Source organism: Emcibacteraceae bacterium, from assembly GCA_041396985.1.
Lineage (GTDB): Bacteria > Pseudomonadota > Alphaproteobacteria > Sphingomonadales > Emcibacteraceae > Pseudemcibacter.
The window spans coordinates 170,043-187,884 of record JAWKXO010000004.1; the positions used below are offsets into that span (position 1 = coordinate 170,043).

Genomic DNA, 17,842 nt, shown 5'->3' on the forward strand with positions numbered 1-17,842 from the left:
TTTTTTATATTAACAACAGCCGCCCTGACCCGGGTTTGTTGTTATTCTTTTTGTGCCCGCTTTGCTTTCTTCCGGCTTTCTTTCGGAAAGACCGCAACAACCCCCTTTAAAGGGAATATCATCGGTAACTAGCACATGGGGCTCAATTGTAATCATCTGATCTTTATAGGGTTCCATCTGCATTTTGGTAAAGAGTTTATCACTAACCGCCATTCTTTTGCCGCGCGGGAATTTATTTCCAGCTTCATCGATAACTTCTTTCCAGGGCCCTTTATACATGACAGCCTGATTTTTATCAAAGGATACTGCATCATCACCTTTCCAGGCCAGAATTGTCATTGACCGATACTCAATACCCTCAACAATCTGCCATGGTTCTTTATCAAATTTATCGATGCTGACACCATAAAAGCCAACATCTTCCAGAAGTCGGCCGAATTCATATTCCTGAAACGCCCCTGAAATACAGCCGCTCCAAAGCTTTTCATCATTCTTTAAATGGTCTGGTGAAATTTCATCGGAAACAATATCTGAAATAGCAATTCTGCCGCCAACTTTGAGAACGCGGAACATTTCTTTAAACAGCTGTTTCTTTTCATTATCGGAGACCAGATTAAGGACACAGTTACTGACAATAATATCAATGCTGTTGTCCGCTATCATTGGGGATCTTTCGCCGATTTCCTGAATTTTCTGCTTCAGCGCACCGAAACCTTCACTATCATGAACCGGATTTTCACGTAAATAGTCATCAACCAGCCCCATATCGGTTTTCAGATCCTGAATATTGCCCTTTTTAAATTCGACATTGGTATAACCGATTTCCTTAGCAACAATCGGTGCATTTCTGCGCGCCAGATCAAGCATATCATCAGTCATATCAACACCGATCACACGGCCCGTCTCACCAACCACCTGCGACGCTATGAAACAGATTTTACCGCCACCTGATCCCAGATCGAGAACCACGTCCCCTTCACGGACATACTGGGACGGATCACCGCATCCGTAATCCTTTTCGATCACTTCTTTAGGAATTATTTTTAAATATTCGGCATTATAATCAACTGGGCAGCAAAGCTCTGCCTGGCGTTCATTGGCTCCTTCGGCATATCGCTTCTGGACCGAGGCGGTAATTTTCATATCCATGAATATTTCTCACATTAAATATCTTGTCTGCACATATCGTGTCTGATGGGCAGAATAATGGATACTGCCCATCTACGACAATCAATTTATTGTGAAATATGAAATTAAATTTGCAAATCTTTTATGCGGCGAGGATACGTTCCACTTCATCAACCAGATCACGTAAATGAAACGGCTTTTGAAGAAGCTTTGAATTTGGTGGTCGCTCTGAGCTGCGATCCATAGCAACGGCTGCGAAACCGGTAATAAACATAACCGGAAGATCTTCATACATTTTGGTTGCCCTTCGGGCCAGTTCAATACCGTCCATACCCGGCATGACAATGTCGGTTAGAAGCAGATCAAATCGACCGGATGAAAGATGCGGCATCGCTTCGATACCATGGGAAACTGTAACCACTTCATATCCTGCCTTGGTTAATGACCGCGACAGGAAATTACGCATTGTATCATCATCTTCCGCCAATAATATTCTTTGCAAAATATGTCACCCTCTAAAAAAATTTTACCTTACTTTTTTAACCCTTATAATCATGACGAGTTTAATTATTCGTAAAGTTTAAGGGTAAAAGATGCTTTTTTCTGTTTTTTTTATCATTCTTCCTATAGCCTGTTGCTTACACAGTATACAGGATCTTTATAAAAAACGACTATATGAAATTATATTCCGTAAATAAGGCAAACCCAAAAACAAATAATATTCTTTATAACTGCCCCCATAGCGGTGAAGAATTCCCACCTGAGTTTTTAAATCTGATCGATATCGACAAACAGACCCTGCTTCTGTCCGGAGACAGTTTTGTTGATAAACTTTTTGATGAAGTCGGCAATAACGGCTCACAATTATTTAAAAATCATTTTGGCCGCAGTTTTATAGACACAAATCGCTCGGCTTATGAACTCGATCCCACAATGTTTTATGGGGATATATCTTCGCCGCTGCTTTCTGAAAGTACAAAAGTTAAACTGGGATATGGGTCCATTGCCAAGCTGGCTTATAACCGAAAAGAAATTTATAAGGATAAAATTCCTTTTACCTATGCTCAGAAAATTATTGATGACTATTATATTCCTGTTCATGAAAAACTCGGCAGTCTCATTAATGAAGATCATGAAAAATTCGGCTATTCACTGCTGGTAGACTGCCACTCCATGCCATCCTATGAATTTCTTGACCATAAGATATCCTCTACGAAACAACCTGATATTATTCTCGGGGATTTACACGGGAAAAGCTGCCATAGCGCTATTACACGCTTTGTCGCTGATCATTTTAAGAAATATGATCTTACCGTCGTCCATAACACACCGTTCGCCGGCGGTTATAATACGGATCATTATTCTGATCCTGCATCTAACCGTCATGCCATCCAGATTGAAATTAAAAAATCGCTTTATATGGATGAAAAAAACCGGACTTTAAACAAATATTTTGAACCGCTGAAAATCATCATTAGTTCACTTTGCTATCATCTTGATGAGAATATTGAAGCTCTCGTCAACCAAAATAATAATACCAAATAAAAATGGCCATCCTGAAAATCAGGATGGCCCAAGTTTAGGGAGGAAATGCTCTGTTGAGCGGTTACAAGGTTCCTACACCTAGAACCCTGTACATACATAGATAAGAATTATTTCCCGGATTGCAAGCCTAATTTTCTCATTATTTTACAACAACTTAAGTAAAACATTATTATCACACTGTGTCTTTTATGCAACAATCTAAAGTTATACTTTTCTCTTTATAAATCAAATAGTTAACAATAATTACTCGTGAATTGCCACATAAATACAACGATCAATTTTTTGTGAATTTTCTAAGATATTTTTGCTTTTTAAAAATTCAAAAGATGAAAAAAATTATCCCGGATAAATTGGCAGTTGTTCATCGAGTCCATTTCATATAATTTTATCTTGCTGGAATAATCTGGAAAGAAATGTAACAAGTGCTTGATTTCAATAACCCAATTGTCATGTTGATGGTCCTGCCCTGCCTGATAACTGTTATCGGGCATGCTCTATTTCGTTTTTTTGCCGGCGAAGGACTTGGGCATACACTTGCCAATTCATCCCTGATTATTGCTTTCATAGTCACCCTTTTGCTTTTTTACGGACTGCCGACCCTGCCAATCCGTACCAATACCGATCAGTTATTCTTTATTTGTCTGATTTCGCTCTGCTTTGGCTTTCTTCAGGACCGATATCCCAAAATCAGCTTCCTTTCTCCGCAGATCCATATCGCCCTGATGATACTGGTTGTGTTCTGGATATATTCGAATAATGGCGCCTTCCCGGTTATCCGGGCTGATATATTCTCGCTTGCCTATATTACGATTATATCGATCATCCTGTTTTTAAAATTAGAAGAAATTCAGTATAATGATCTTCAGGCACCAGTCGCACTGTTCTGGACGGCAGTCGGGCTTTATGTTGTGGCCAAAGGTTCCAACATTCCGCTTAGTGAAAATATCATGATGATTTTAATTGCGTCGCTTGGCACTTATCTGATTCTGAATTTTCCAAAACCCAAATTTACATTCGGTGCATCAGCCCTTTACCCGGGCTATCTGATCATTCTGAGCGTGGCGATGCAGATGTTTAATGTTGATCCAGGCCTTGCCCTATCATTGATCATTCTGACAGCGATTTTCTATACTGAAAATATCATTAATATGTTACCCAGTGATTATGCCACACCGCTGATCCGGCTTGTATTGCCCGGGCTTCCTATCGGCTTTGCCTGGCTCTTCTCTTAAGTTTGCAATTGATAAAATGACCTGATAGGCTCAATTCCATATTATTCGGAGGGGCAGAATTATGAAATATTTATTGACCGTAATTGTTGTTATTCTAACCAGTATCAATGCAAATGCCAAAACCATGACATTGGTCGACATGCTCAATGTTCCCAGCGTCAGGGACGTACAGATTTCCCCGGACGGCAAAAACATCCTGTTTGAAAAACAGCAAGCCGACTGGCAGAAAAATACTGAAATTTCAACAATCTGGCTCGCGTCCCTTGACGGCAGCAGGCTTTTGCAGGTGACATCGGCAAATTGGAACACCACGTCTGCACGCTGGTCACCGGACGGTAGTAAAATTATATTTTTAAGCAGCCGCGGTGATGACAAAACCAATCAGATATATTTAATGCCGTCCGATGGCGGTGAAGCCGAGCGACTTTCCAATCATCTGACAGGTATAACCTCCCCCGAATGGTCAGCGGACGGAACGGAAATATATTTTCTGGCCCGTGATGAACAGGATAATAATGAGAAAAAACGTGAAGAAAAAAAGGATGATATTTACAAGTTTGAACAAAATTATCAGCAACGCCATCTCTGGAAAATCTCTCTCATCAATGGTGAAGAAAGCCGCATTACAGAAGGTGATTACAGCGTAAACAGATTTGATTTATCCCGTGACGGCAAACATATCGTTTTTCATAAAGCCCCAAACCCGCTTCTTGATGCTGACCTTGACGCAGAAATCTGGACTATGGACCGTGACGGTAGCAACCAAAAAAGAATTACCGATAATAAAAATTATGAAATCGGCGCTGAACTGTCACCGGATAATAACACAATTCTCTATCTTTCCTGGACTGATGAAAATGACCAGCCCTATTTTGAAAGCAACCTGTTTATTGTGCCTGCAAGTGGCGGTGAAATAAAACAGCTTTTAGGCAGTTTTGATCATGATATTCAGGACGCACATTGGTCAAAAGACGGCAAATGCATTTATTTTAAAGCCAATCTTGGCGTCCATAATGAGCTTTTCAGTGTCAATCTTTCAGACGGGAAAATAACACAGTTAACAGACGGCAAACATACGGTATCAAGCTGGCAATATGATCCGAACACAAACCGTCATATTATGTCATTAAGAACCGCCCATAATAATGGTGATTTCTGGTATCTGAATAATGGTGCGCCTAAAAAAATAACAGCCATTTTTGATCATCTGGAAAAGGATTTTGAACTGCCCGAACAGAATGTGGTTCAGTGGAAAGGCGACGATGGTGTCACCGTCGAAGGGACAATTATTTATCCGAACGGCTATAAAAAAGGCCGCCGATATCCACTGGTGGTTCAAACCCATGGCGGTCCGCGCTCTTCCGATCAGTGGGGCATATATAGCCCGACGTCCTATGCCACAGTGTTGGCGGCAAACGGTTATGTCATTTTACGGCCGAACTATCGCGGCAGTCTGGGGTATGGTGATGCTTTTGTTCGTGACATGGTCGGTCATTATTTCAACCAGTCTCATCTGGATGTAATGGCCGGTATTGATTATCTGATTGATCAGGGAATTGCTGACGGGGATAATCTTGTCAAAATGGGTTATAGTGCAGGCGGCCATATGACCAATAAACTGATAACATTTACAAACAGATTTAAGGCCGCCTCATCCGCAGCGGGAACAGCAAACTGGATATCCATGTATAGTCAGTCCGACACCCGTATTTACCGAACACCATGGTTCGGTGGCACACCCTGGCAGAAGGATGCCCCTATTGACAGTTATTGGGACAATTCACCGCTTAAGGATATTTCAAATGTCAAAACACCGACATTGATTATTGTCGGTGGCGCTGATACCCGTGTGCCGCAACAGCAGTCCATCGAACTTTACCGCGCCCTGAAATCAAACGGGGTGGACACGGACCTTTATATTGTCCCCCGTGAAAATCATATCTGGAAGGAACTCAGACATTATCTTGGAAAAATGAATGTGGAAATGTCCTGGTTTGAAAAATATGTCAAAAACCGTGATTTTGAATGGGAAAAAGCCCCGGAATAACAGGCTTTATCAGACAATATTCAATTATTTTGCGGTTTAAATGGACTTGTCATAAAGAATCTCTATACTGCGCGCACTTTAACTCAGGCATCAAAGATAGAGAGCCACAATATGACCTTACGCAATATTGCCATTATTGCCCACGTTGACCACGGCAAAACAACCCTTGTCGACGCCATGTTCAAACAAAGCGGTATGTACCGCGACAATGAACAAGTCGAAGAATGTGCTATGGACAGCAACGACATCGAAAAAGAACGCGGCATTACCATTTTTGCCAAATGCACAGCTGTCGATTGGGGCGATCACCGTATCAATATTGTTGATACGCCGGGCCACGCCGACTTTGGTGGTGAGGTTGAACGGATCTTAAGCATGGTGGATGGAGTTATTTTGCTGGTGGACAGTGCCGAAGGGCCAATGCCGCAGACAAAATTCGTGACCGGAAAGGCTCTGGCCCTTGGCCTTAAGCCCATTGTTGTCATCAATAAAATTGACAAACCTGACCGCCGCCCTGACGAAGTCCATGATGAGATTTTTGACCTGTTCGTCAGTCTTGACGCCAATGAAGATCAGCTTGATTTTCCTATGCTTTATGCTTCCGGCCGTGATGGCTGGGCTTCACTTGACCTTGACGGACCTAGGGAAAATCTGGATCCGCTTTTTGAAACGCTGATTAATTATTATGAAAAACCGGCCATGCGGACCAAGGAAATTATTGACGAGCCCTTTACCATGCTTGCGACACTGCTTGACCGTGATAATTTCATGGGCCGGGTGCTGACCGGCCGTGTCCAAACCGGAAAGGTAAAAGTCAACGACCCGATCAAAGTGATTAACCAGTCCGGTGAAGTGGTTGAAACCGCCCGCGCCACCAAACTTATGTCATTCGAGGGGCTTGAGCGTGTCCCGGTTGAGCAGGCCATCGCCGGTGATATTATTGCCATTGCCGGACTTTCCATTGGTACGGTTGCCGACACCATTTGTGCCCCGTCAGTAAGCAAGCCGCTTCAGGCACAACCGATTGATCCACCGACCCTGTCGATGCGCTTTTCCGTCAATGACAGCCCGCTTGCCGGACGCGAAGGCACCAAAGTTACATCACGTATGATCCGTGATCGGCTTGAGCGCGAAGCAGAAGGCAATGTCGCCGTAAAAATCACCGAAAGTGAAACCAAGGACAGCTTTGATGTCGCCGGGCGTGGCGAGCTTCAACTTGGCGTTCTGATTGAAACCATGCGCCGGGAGGGTTTTGAGCTTTCCATTTCACGTCCACGCGTTTTATATCAGCAGGACGAAAAGGGCGGCCGCACAGAACCATACGAAGAAGTGGTGATTGATGTGGACGAGGAATATTCTGGGGTCGTCGTTGAAAAAATGGCAGAACGCAAAGCGGAAATGATCGACATGCGATCCTCCGGTGCCGGAAAAACCAGAATTACATTCATCGCCCCGTCACGTGGTCTTATTGGCTACCACGGCGAATTTCTGACCGATACCCGCGGAACCGGTATCATGAACCGTACTTATCACAGCTATGGCCCCTATAAAGGCCCAATACAGGGTCGCCGGGTCGGCGTTCTGATCAGCATGGGGATGGGCAAAGCGGTTGCATATGCCCTTTGGGGACTTGAAGACCGCGGTGTCATTATGATTGATCCGCAGGAAGAAGTTTATGAAGGCATGATTATCGGTGAACATTCACGGTCGAACGATCTTGATGTTAACGTGCTTAAAGGAAAGCAGCTGACCAACATCCGTGCTGCGGGCAAGGATGATGCTATCAAGCTGACCACTCCACGCAGATTGACCCTTGAGCAGGCCATTGCCTATATTCAGGATGATGAACTGGTGGAAGTAACGCCGAAAAGTATACGTCTGAGAAAACGCTTTCTTATTCCACATGAAAGAAAGAAAGCCGCAAGAGCCGCTGGCCAGTAACTATCAGCGTGCAAAGTTAAGATTGATTTAATCTCTTTACCCTAAAATACCTGAATAGTTTTAAACGGGTAGTGTGGGGATTTAAAGAAATTTTGATATTTGCTTTTCTAAAAAAACTTATTTCTATTCAGGTAAGATCAGATTTATTGATCTTTACACTCGCATTTTTTTGTTTCTGTTCATCGGAAAGCTATTCACAGACAAACAGAAATACAGAAAAGTTTATTTTATCGGCAGAGGAACAATTATGGGTTTCCAGTCATCCTGTTGTCCGTGTAACAAATCAAATGGACTGGGCCCCAATTGACTTTGTTCAGGGGGGCGAAGCCACGGGTTTTTCCATTGATTATATTAATCTGGTTCTGCAAAATGTAGGACTAAGTGCAGAATATATTAACGGATACAGCTGGGATGAATTACATAAACAAACCGAAGAAAAGAAAATTGATATCATCCACAGCCTGATCGAAACGGAACAACGGGATAAATATTTCCTTTTCTCAAAACCTTACCTGAATATTTCTTTGGGCTATTTTGCCAAAAAAGGGAGCACAAGAATTCGCTCACCTTCGGATCTCATTGGCAAGACCGTAGGCGTAATCAGTTCATCAGGAACTGAAACAACCTATAAAATGAATTACCCAAACATCAGGGTTGTTGAATATTCCAATATTTTAGAAGCACTCATTGCGCTTTCAAGTGGAACCATTGATTTATATGTCGGGCGCATTCCCGTTGTGAATTATACGATTAATAAAAATTTCATGGCCGATCTGGAACTTGTCGGTGATGTCATATTACCAGCCTCCACTCCCGCCAATCAGGTACGTCTGGCTATAAGAAATGACCTTCCCATTCTTCTTTCAATTCTTGAAAAAGGTATGGCCGCTGTGACGGACGATGAATATAATTTGATCGTCAATAAATGGCAGGCACAGTCCACACAAAATCAGATAGTTAGCCTTACCGAGGAGGAAAAAGACTGGCTTAAAAAGAACAATACCATACGCGTATCTGCTGTTCCAAATTTAACACCTCTCGAATTTATTACAGAAGAGGGAAAAATAAGCGGTATTACCGGTTCTTATCTTGATAAAATTTCCGAAATACTGGGCGTACGTTTTATCTGGGCTGGAAACCAAAGCTGGCCCGAAGGCTATGAAATGATAAAAACTCAGGACGCCGATATTATTTCCGCTGCAAGTATGACGCCTGAACGAAGCAGGTACCTAAACTTCAGTGATCCTTATTTGTCTCTGACCAATATGATCCTTTCAAAAAACAGAAATTCGACTTATACGACGATGGATGATCTTAAAGGCAAGACCATTGCACAGGTTAAAGGATTTGCCGTCACCGCATTTATAAAACAGGACTATCCGGAAATTAATGTTATCGAAGTGGAAACAATCAGAGATGCTCTTATCCTTATAGAAAAAAATAAGGTAGAAGCATTTATTGGCAGCATCCTGGTAGCCTCTCCAATAATGGCGGAAGAAGGAATTGATGACATTGTCACAGTTGGTGAATCTCCATACAAGATTGAGGAAACAATCGGTATCAGATCTGACCTTACTTTACTGACCAGTGCAATTGACAAGGCGATTAATGCTATTTCAGCCATGGAAAAAACAGCCATAAATCATCAATGGATGTCACGCAAACCACAGCCAAAACTAAATTATACTCCAATTATCGCTATCGCCGGATTTCTGATCTTTATTACAATAATTATCCTGATATGGAATACGGGACTGCGCCGCGAAGTAAACCGCCGCATTATAATTGAGAAAGAATTAAAAAAATCACAGAAAGAAGCAGAACAAGCCAACACGGCGAAATCTGCTTTTCTTGCAAATATGAGTCATGAAATCAGAACCCCGTTAAATGCCATTATCGGATTTTCGGAATTTATCAATTCTGGCATTTACGGCGAAATTAAACAACCGAAATATAAAGAATATTTATCAGATATCATTAACAGCAGCAGGCACCTGGCAACTGTCATTGATGACATTCTGGACCTTTCAAAAATCGAAGCTGGAAAACTTCAGTTGCTTGAAAAAGAATTTGATCTGAATGATTGTATTGTTGATGCATTAAAAATGGTACAACCGATTGCGAATTCAAAAAACATACTGCTTAGCTATAGAAGAACATCAGCTATTTGTCTTGGGGATAACAATGCCCTTAAAAGAGTAATCATAAATTTATTATCCAATGCCATAAAATATACTAATTCAGGCGGAAAAGTTAATTGCTTGCTTTGCATTCTGTCGGACGGTACCGTAAAAATCGGAATTTCGGATACCGGTATCGGCATTCCGGCTGACAGAATTGAACAGGTCAAAAATCCTTTTGAACAAATTGAAAATTCTTTTGATATAAATGAGGAAGGCACCGGTCTTGGGCTTTCAATCGTTCAAAAATTAACCGAACTGCATGGCGGCAATTTCACCTTGGAAAGTGAGCTTGGCGTTGGAACTGTTGCAACGATCATATTACCCAAGTCCAGAGTAATCATCAGAAAATTTGAGCATCGCTTAACCAGTTAAAATTTGCTGGTCGTAAAAGCAACCAATCGATAAATTTTGATAATCCTTTACCGATCATTAACTGGCTATTGGTATATTGATTGCCGAAGTTCATTAGCCGAATGAGGAAAAAATGACCCATTTTTTATCGTCTGACCAGAACCCAAATGGCCACAAGCTCGAAGACGTTCTGAGAAAAGTAAGAAACGATATTATTTATCGTGCAACAAAAATTATGGATGACAGCAGGCCGGAAGCACAGCATGTCCTGAACAACAACATCGAAATATTGGGAATGCTTGCAAAATCAATCAGCCTTGCCGAAGACAGCACAATGGTGCTTAATAAAAGCTTCGGCACCAGTCAGAGCGGCGCCCCGCGCATAGGCAAAGAATAAACAGCCTTCCCTGCTTGACAAATTTCCCAAAATCCTTGAAACACAGAAGACAGTTTCAAGGATTTTATAATGAGTGATCAGGACGATCTGAAAATATATACGGATTTTATGCATGAACTGGCCAATGCCGCCGCTGCCGTAAGTCTGAAATATTTCAAAAAACACATTGACGTTGAAAACAAAGGCTCCAAACTCGGCACAAGTTTCGATCCTGTCACCATCGCTGATCAGAATACCGAAAAAGCGATACGTGAACTTATCCGGACGTGCTTTCCCGACCATAATATCAGCGGCGAAGAACAGGCAGCTGAACAGAAAGGCAGTAACTTTACATGGGTGATTGACCCGATTGACGGCACCCGCGCCTATATTACCGGCATTCCTACCTGGGCAACACTGGTGTCCCTTCATGACGGCCATAAACCGATCGTGGGCCTGCTGGATCAGCCTTATTTAAAAGAACGCTATATTGGAACTTCAAGGGGGACGTTTTTTAACGGCACTAAAATCTCTGCCCGGCCATGTGATGATATCTTTAAAGCAACGATTTCAACCACAGACCCGTTGCAGTTATTTAACGGACCCGTTGAACAGGATGCTTTTTTCCGTGTGGCGTCACGGGCAAAAATGATGCGAAATGGCTATGACAGTTATGCTTACGCCATGATCGCGGCAGGTTTTATCGATATTGTTATTGAAAGCGGCCTTGAACCTCATGATATTCAGGCACTCATCCCGATTATTGAGGGCGCAGGCGGCATTGTCACCAACTGGCAGGGCGGCCCCTGTGATAAGGGAGGCCAGGTCCTTGCCTGCGGTGATAAGCGCCTGCATGAGCAGGTTGTTAAACTGCTTAACATCACGACAAGTGATTTATAAATATTCCATCCCGGCCAAAAGTACCTGCACGGCCATAATAATCACAATCACCGAACCGATCGTATAAAATGTGGCGCGCACTTCATGAGTCTGTTTGGTGGCATAAACAATCGTGTGTATTAGCCTTGTGGTAACAAATCCATAAAACATAATCTGCGCCATCATCAATGTTGGGCCAATCACCACATAAAACAGTCCTATTGCCAGAAAGGCCGGAATATTTTAAAGATCATTACGGTGAAGCCGACGCGAGCGATCAACATAATCATTGAGTTCAAGTTGCTCCGGTTTCGGATCCTTATTGATAAGACCCACCTGAATATCTTCCGGGCTTACAAGCCCTGAATTACTTTTAAGCATCCGGTAAACGGTCATCCAGCCCTGCCCCATAATTTTCAGTACCATAATGGCGGCCGCAATCATATAGGTAACAAAAACCGGATTTTCCAGTGTAAAAGCATTCATTTTCCTCTCCCTCAAAAAATGACCAAAATATAAGTAAAAACTCTACGCCTGATTATACCAGACGTCCAGCAGGAAAAGATGTGCCAAAACGGATATTAAAAAAAGTGCTAAAAAGGAATTAAGGCGTGAAAAAATTCACAATTTTATCAAGCACCAGATTCCTGATCGGATCGATTTCACGGTACATTTCATGGCGGGAACCGGCGATGGTTTCAATTTCGATATTCTTCGCATCATTTAAAAGACGTAATGTGGTTTCATTTTTGACCACAAATTCCTCTTCTGCCAGCAATACCAGTACAGGTATCTTTATAGCATCGGCATAACCCGGTGACTGAATGATTTTAAAGCTTTTGATAACGCCTGCGAGCCAGCCGTAAGTCACACCGCCGATAAATAGACCGGGATTTTGGTCAATTGCCTGCTCTGCCCAATTATATCTTTGCCGGTCATGGGTCAGCTGGCTAAAAGCGGTTTTATGATCAATCATTCTCCTGTTTCTGGGCTGCCCGGGCGCAAAAGATGATGAAAACCCAAGCAGGTTGGCCAGCTTAAAATAAATTTTGGCAAGCCCGGCAATCAGTGTGGAACTGGCAACCAGATCAAAAAAAGGCACCAGTAAAATAGCCCGCTTGAACACACCGGGATAATCATGCAAGTATCGAAAGCCAATTTGCCCGCCCATGGAATGGGCGATTAAATATAATGGACCCGTCTTCAATTCCGGTTTTATTATCTCTTCAACAATCTGATTCATATCCCGGACCAGAGCACCAAAATCGGGATTATGACTTTTTAGCGGATCATTCAGCAGTCGCCCGGAAAGCCCCTGTCCCCGGTGGTCATAAGCATATACCGTAAAGCCACGTGCCTGAAGCGCTTCTATAAACTCAGTATATTTCTCAATAAATTCGCGGTGCCCGCTCACCAGCAGAATGGTGCCTTTTTCCTCATGTTCAGCTGGGAAATGGCCGACCCGCAGCCGCATGCCGTCCTGTACGTCAAAAAAACGCACAGTGCCATTTTTCGGTAGGAATTTATTTTTAAGGGCCTGATCCATTATTTACTTTTACCCTTCCAAAAAATAAAGCACAATGGCTGAATTGGGATCAACACCCGACACTGCCAAAAATAAAAAAGAAAGGAAATAATTATGGCCACAGTATTGGTGCGCTACCACCTGTCCAATATTCCGCCCCGCTCAGATGTTATGGAAATCATGATGCAGTCAGCCCAAAATAAGTTCAAAGATATGCCCCATCTTCACAGCAAACAATTTTGCTATGATGAAAAAACCGGTGATGGCCTTTCCGTATATTTGTGGGATTCACGTGCCAATGCCGAAGCTTTTTTTACAAAGGAATTTATCGATAATTTCACGGAAAAATTCGGGGCGGTACCATCTCTCGAATATAATGACACATTACTGACGGTGGATAATCGGCTTGGCGATATACTCATTGACTAATAAGTAAAAAAGAGGTCTTTTTTTCATTTTATTTTAACAATAAACTCCTTGAAATAGAGTGGCAAAATCTCTATTTTACAATCATTCTAATGATTATCAGAAAATCACTCACACATAAAAATGGAGACCATAATGTCGCTTATAAATAAGAAAGCCCCGGACTTTACCGCTCAGGCCGTCATGGAAAATGACGAAATTAAATCCTTAAACCTGCATGACTATCTTGATGGTGATTATGGTCTGGTATTCTTTTATCCGCTTGATTTTACATTTGTCTGTCCGTCTGAAATTATTGCTTTTTCGAACCGTATGGACAAATTCAAAGCCCTCGGCTGTAAAGTGATCGGTGTCAGCATTGACAGCCAGTTTTCACATTATGCCTGGCGTAATACACCGGTTGAAAAAGGCGGCATCGGCAAAATCAACTTCCCATTGGTGGCCGATATCACAAAATCAATAGCTTCTGATTATGGCGTCCTTAAGGATGGCGCAGTCGCTTATCGTGGGTCTTTCCTGATCGATAAATCCGGTAATATCCGTCATTATGTCATTAATGATCTGCCGCTTGGCCGCAATGTCGATGAAAGCCTCCGTATGATCGAAGCATTACAGTTTACCGAAGAGCATGGCGAGGTTTGCCCTGCCGGCTGGAACAAGGGGGATGAGGGTATGAAGCCATCCGCTGAGGGAGTCGCCAGCTATCTTGAAGGCCACGCAAGCGCGCTTTAATCTGCCTGAAATACGCAAAATGAAACCCCCACCAAATAGTGGGGGTTTTTTATTTTTTAAACCATTGCCTTTCCTGTCAGGATTAAGTAGTCTGCGCCACACTTACCAACCGCGCACCCGTAGCTCAGCTGGATAGAGTGCTGCCCTCCGAAGGCAGAGGTCATGGGTTCGAATCCCGTCGGGTGCGCCAATGTTTTCAACAAGTTAAGAGAAAAATTATTTTTTAAAACTTACATTGGCTACAACGGGGCTACTTAATAAAAAAATAACTTCTTCGGATTGAAAATCCGCGTGTCGGTGGTTCAAATCCGCCCCTGGGCACCATCACTTCAATGCAATAATTCAATTTATACCCAGAACTAAATAGTCCTTTTCCTCCATAAATAATAAATGACCGGGACGACAAGAAGCGTAAGCACCATGGCACTGACCATACCGCCTACCATCGGGGTGGCAATTCGGCGCATCACTTCGGAACCCGTACCAGAGCCATAAAAAATGGGTAGAAGCCCGACAATGACAGAACCCGCCGTCATCATCACCGGCCGGATACGTAGACCGGCACCATGAAGGACAGATTTTACAAGTCCTTTATCATCCGGCTGAATATCCTTATCCCTGCAATTATCAAGATATTCATTATAGGACTGATTAAGATAGACCAGCATGATCACACCAATTTCAACGGCAACACCCGCCAGCGCAATAAAACCGACCCCAACAGCTACCGAAAAATTATATCCTTCCAGATACATAAGCCAGATACTGCCAACCATAGCCAGTGGCAGCGTTCCCATAATGATGGCGACTTCTGTAAAATTACGAAAATTCAGATAGAGCAATACAATAATGATCATCAGGGTGAGCGGCACCACATAACTAAGCTTTTCCTGTGCGCGAAGCATATATTCATATTGACCTGACCAGTTGATGGAATATCCGGGCGGCAGATCAAGCTGTTCCTGAACGGCGGCCTGAGCGGATTTCACATAACTGCCGACATCAACGTCGGCAATATCAATGAAAACCCAGCCGTTTATCCGGGCATTTTCACTTTTAATGCCGGGGGGACCATCCTCAATATAAATATGTGCCACATCCCCAAGAGATATACGCTGCCCTTTCGGGGTCACAATCGGCAGCAGGGAGAGCTGCTCCGGTCCATTCCGGTAATCCTGTGGATAGCGGATATTAACCGGGTATCTTTCAAGGCCCTCAACCGTCTGTGTCACATCCATTCCCCCTATGGCCGTAGCGATAACCTGTTGGACATCAGCAATATTAAGACCGTAACGTGCTGATTTTTCACGATCAATATCGATCTTGACATAGCGGCCACCCGCCACCCGCTCCGCATAAACGGAGGTTGTCCCTTGAACAGTGGGCAGGATTCCTTCAAGCTTTCGTCCGATATCCTCTATAACGGAAAGCTTCGGCCCGGCAATTTTAATGCCCACTGGTGTTTTTATTCCGGTTGCCAGCATATCGATCCGGGTTTTGATGGGCATAACCCACGCGTTGGTAACTCCCGGAAACTTAACCAGCGCATCCAGTTCGTTTATAATGTCCTGAGTGGTCAGGCCCGGCCGCCATTCTTCCCTCGGCTTCAGTTTTATAAAACTTTCAATCATGGTCAGCGGTGCCGGATCGGTTGCCGTATCGGCCCGTCCAATTTTACCCATGACCAGCTCCACTTCCGGCACGGTGCTTATTAATTTATCGGTTTGCTGCAACAGTTCTCGCGCCTTACCAATCGATATGCCGGGATAAGTTGTTGGCATATACATCAAATCCCCTTCATCAAGGGGGGGAATAAATTCATTACCAATTTTGTTAACCGGCCAGAAACCCACCATAAGAATAACCAATGCCGCGGCCAGTGTTGATTTAGGAAATTTAAGAACTATGCCAAGAAAAGGCATATAAAGATTGGTCAGAAAGCGGTTTATCGGGTTTTTATGTTCAGGCATAATTTTTCCGCGAATAAAATACCCCATAAGAACCGGTACAAGTGTAACAGCCAGCCCTGCCGATACCGCCATGGCATAGGTTTTGGTAAAAGCAAGTGGTGAAAACATCCGGCCTTCCTGCGCTTCAAGTGTAAAAACGGGCAGGAAACTGACCGTAATAATCAACAAGCTGAAGAAAAGAGCGGGACCAACCTCGCTTGCAGCCTTGGCAACTATTTGCCACCTGTTCTCGTTGGTAAGGGGCGTTCTCTCCATATGCTTGTGCATATTTTCAATCAGAACAATGGACCCATCAATCATGGCGCCAATAGCAATGGCAATACCCCCAAGTGACATGATGTTGGCATTTAAGCCTTGTAAATGCATTATGATAAAGGCGGTTAGGATGCCTGTCAGCAGACTGATGATTACCACCACCGATGATCTTAAATGAAAAAGAAAAACGACACAGACAAGCGCAACTATGACAAATTCCTCAATCAGTTTTTGCCAGAGATTGTCAACGGCCCGGTCAATCAGGCCGCTACGATCATAGACCGTCACAATTTCTACCCCTTCCAGCAGACCCTGTTTTAACTGTTCAAGCTTTGCTTTTACCCCTTCTATGGTTTTTTCTGCATTTTCACCGAAACGCATAATGACGATGCCACCTACTGTTTCACCTTCACCGTTTAGCTCTGCAATACCACGGCGCATTTGCGGACCCGTTCCAATTTCAGCGACGTCCTTAAGCAGTAACGGCGTCCCGTTCTGGTTAACGCCAAGTGGGATATTGCCGATATCCTCTTCATTCTGAAGATAACCGGAAGCACTGATCATATACTCCGCTTCTGCCATTTCGATGACCGAGGCACCAATTTCCTGATTGCCTCTCTGGATAGCCGTCTGAATGTGTGAAAGCGGAATACCAAAGGCTCTTAATTTATCAGGATTAACCTTTACCTGATATTGTTTGACCATCCCGCCTAGCGGCGCCACTTCAGATACACCATGAACCGTCTGAAGTTCAAATTTTAAAAACCAGTCCTGTATTGAACGAAGCTCACTTAAGTCATGCTTTCCGGTTCGGTCAACTAGCGCATAAAGATAAACCCATCCTACCCCGGTGGCATCAGGCCCCAGTTTTAACGTTGCAGTAGACGGAAGTGTAGGTGCAACCTGGCTTAAATATTCAAGCACGCGGCTGCGCGCCCAATAAAGGTCCGTATCTTCATCGAAAATAATGTATACATAACTATCTCCAAAAAATGAGTAGCCACGAACAGTTACAGCTCCCGGCACGGATAGCATGGCGGTTGTCAGCGGATAGGTGATCTGATCCTCAACCACCTGCGGCGCCTGCCCGGGGTAATTTGTTTTAATGATGACCTGCACATCCGAAAGATCGGGGATGGCATCAACCGGCGTATTCCTTAACGAATATAACCCGATGGCAATCAAAATAGCTGTGGACAGAAGGACAATAAAACGATTGGCGACCGACCAGTGAATTAATGCTTTTATCATG

Annotated in this window: 15 protein-coding genes and 1 tRNA gene; 10 read left to right on the forward strand and 6 right to left on the reverse strand. The window is 43.4% G+C overall.

From position 1 onward, the window contains the following. Positions 1-9: 9 nt before the first annotated feature. Together R3D86_11745 and R3D86_11750 are read right to left on the reverse strand one after the other, a co-directional pair. The gene (locus R3D86_11745; GenBank protein ID MEZ5758883.1) at positions 10-1,149 is read right to left on the reverse strand and encodes a methyltransferase domain-containing protein; all 1,140 of its coding nucleotides are present in this window, start codon (positions 1,147-1,149) and stop codon (positions 10-12) included. 121 nt (positions 1,150-1,270) lie between these two features. Further along, complete coding sequence (locus tag R3D86_11750; protein MEZ5758884.1) at positions 1,271-1,630, reverse strand: response regulator; 360 nt, start codon at positions 1,628-1,630, stop codon at positions 1,271-1,273. Positions 1,631-1,803: 173 nt separating this feature from the next. Between R3D86_11750 and R3D86_11755 the strand changes: the two genes are divergently transcribed. From R3D86_11755 to hisN, 7 genes are all read left to right on the forward strand, one after another. Beyond that, positions 1,804-2,673, forward strand: a complete 870-nt coding sequence (locus R3D86_11755) for an N-formylglutamate amidohydrolase (protein ID MEZ5758885.1) — start codon at positions 1,804-1,806, stop codon at positions 2,671-2,673. A 422-nt stretch (positions 2,674-3,095) separates the two neighbouring features. Next, positions 3,096-3,905: a hypothetical protein gene (locus R3D86_11760; protein MEZ5758886.1), complete on the forward strand. Its 810-nt coding sequence runs from the start codon at positions 3,096-3,098 to the stop codon at positions 3,903-3,905. A 61-nt stretch (positions 3,906-3,966) separates the two neighbouring features. Then, positions 3,967-5,952 carry a S9 family peptidase gene (locus R3D86_11765; GenBank protein ID MEZ5758887.1) on the forward strand — a complete coding sequence of 662 codons (1,986 nt, stop codon included), beginning with the start codon at positions 3,967-3,969 and terminating at the stop codon, positions 5,950-5,952. Positions 5,953-6,063: 111 nt separating this feature from the next. After that, positions 6,064-7,893: a translational GTPase TypA gene (gene typA / locus R3D86_11770; protein ID MEZ5758888.1), complete on the forward strand. Its 1,830-nt coding sequence runs from the start codon at positions 6,064-6,066 to the stop codon at positions 7,891-7,893. A gap of 146 nt (positions 7,894-8,039) precedes the next feature. Further along, positions 8,040-10,448, forward strand: a complete 2,409-nt coding sequence (locus R3D86_11775) for a transporter substrate-binding domain-containing protein (GenBank protein ID MEZ5758889.1) — start codon at positions 8,040-8,042, stop codon at positions 10,446-10,448. A gap of 112 nt (positions 10,449-10,560) precedes the next feature. Beyond that, positions 10,561-10,824: a hypothetical protein gene (locus R3D86_11780; GenBank protein MEZ5758890.1), complete on the forward strand. Its 264-nt coding sequence runs from the start codon at positions 10,561-10,563 to the stop codon at positions 10,822-10,824. Positions 10,825-10,893: 69 nt separating this feature from the next. Beyond that, on the forward strand, positions 10,894-11,703 hold the full coding sequence (gene hisN, locus R3D86_11785; protein MEZ5758891.1) for a histidinol-phosphatase: 810 nt from the start codon (positions 10,894-10,896) through the stop codon (positions 11,701-11,703). Here hisN and R3D86_11790 read toward each other — a convergent pair. The 3 genes from R3D86_11790 to R3D86_11800 all read right to left on the reverse strand — a co-directional run bounded on the left by R3D86_11790 (position 11,698) and on the right by R3D86_11800 (position 13,228). After that, positions 11,698-11,922, reverse strand: coding sequence for an MAPEG family protein (locus R3D86_11790; GenBank protein ID MEZ5758892.1), 225 nt, complete (start codon positions 11,920-11,922; stop codon positions 11,698-11,700). The two genes, hisN and R3D86_11790, sit on opposite strands and share 6 nt — an antisense overlap. A 3-nt stretch (positions 11,923-11,925) precedes the next feature. Beyond that, positions 11,926-12,168: a hypothetical protein gene (locus R3D86_11795; protein MEZ5758893.1), complete on the reverse strand. Its 243-nt coding sequence runs from the start codon at positions 12,166-12,168 to the stop codon at positions 11,926-11,928. A gap of 118 nt (positions 12,169-12,286) precedes the next feature. Continuing rightward, positions 12,287-13,228, reverse strand: a complete 942-nt coding sequence (locus R3D86_11800) for an alpha/beta hydrolase (protein MEZ5758894.1) — start codon at positions 13,226-13,228, stop codon at positions 12,287-12,289. A 93-nt stretch (positions 13,229-13,321) separates the two neighbouring features. Between R3D86_11800 and R3D86_11805 the strand changes: the two genes are divergently transcribed. The 3 genes from R3D86_11805 (at position 13,322) to R3D86_11815 (ending at position 14,555) form a co-directional block, all read left to right on the forward strand. Further along, positions 13,322-13,636: a hypothetical protein gene (locus R3D86_11805; protein MEZ5758895.1), complete on the forward strand. Its 315-nt coding sequence runs from the start codon at positions 13,322-13,324 to the stop codon at positions 13,634-13,636. A gap of 132 nt (positions 13,637-13,768) precedes the next feature. Beyond that, on the forward strand, positions 13,769-14,365 hold the full coding sequence (locus R3D86_11810; protein MEZ5758896.1) for a peroxiredoxin: 597 nt from the start codon (positions 13,769-13,771) through the stop codon (positions 14,363-14,365). A 113-nt stretch (positions 14,366-14,478) separates the two neighbouring features. Further along, a tRNA-Arg gene (locus R3D86_11815) sits at positions 14,479-14,555 on the forward strand. Between the two features lie 169 nt (positions 14,556-14,724). On the opposite strand, the gene R3D86_11820 is transcribed toward R3D86_11815, so the two are convergent. Then, the gene (locus R3D86_11820) at positions 14,725-17,841 is read right to left on the reverse strand and encodes an efflux RND transporter permease subunit (protein MEZ5758897.1); all 3,117 of its coding nucleotides are present in this window, start codon (positions 17,839-17,841) and stop codon (positions 14,725-14,727) included. Position 17,842 lies beyond the last annotated feature (1 nt).

Coding starts and splice junctions, on each gene's coding strand:
- R3D86_11745 (MEZ5758883.1), bottom strand. CDS start 1,149: ATGGATATGAAAATTACCGCCTCGGTCCAGAAGCGATATGCCGAAGGA.
- R3D86_11755 (MEZ5758885.1), top strand. CDS start 1,804: ATGAAATTATATTCCGTAAATAAGGCAAACCCAAAAACAAATAATATT.
- R3D86_11765 (MEZ5758887.1), top strand. CDS start 3,967: ATGAAATATTTATTGACCGTAATTGTTGTTATTCTAACCAGTATCAAT.
- typA (MEZ5758888.1), top strand. CDS start 6,064: ATGACCTTACGCAATATTGCCATTATTGCCCACGTTGACCACGGCAAA.
- R3D86_11780 (MEZ5758890.1), top strand. CDS start 10,561: ATGACCCATTTTTTATCGTCTGACCAGAACCCAAATGGCCACAAGCTC.
- hisN (MEZ5758891.1), top strand. CDS start 10,894: ATGAGTGATCAGGACGATCTGAAAATATATACGGATTTTATGCATGAA.
- R3D86_11795 (MEZ5758893.1), bottom strand. CDS start 12,168: ATGAATGCTTTTACACTGGAAAATCCGGTTTTTGTTACCTATATGATT.
- R3D86_11800 (MEZ5758894.1), bottom strand. CDS start 13,228: ATGGATCAGGCCCTTAAAAATAAATTCCTACCGAAAAATGGCACTGTG.
- R3D86_11805 (MEZ5758895.1), top strand. CDS start 13,322: ATGGCCACAGTATTGGTGCGCTACCACCTGTCCAATATTCCGCCCCGC.
- R3D86_11810 (MEZ5758896.1), top strand. CDS start 13,769: ATGTCGCTTATAAATAAGAAAGCCCCGGACTTTACCGCTCAGGCCGTC.
- R3D86_11820 (MEZ5758897.1), bottom strand. CDS start 17,841: ATGATAAAAGCATTAATTCACTGGTCGGTCGCCAATCGTTTTATTGTC.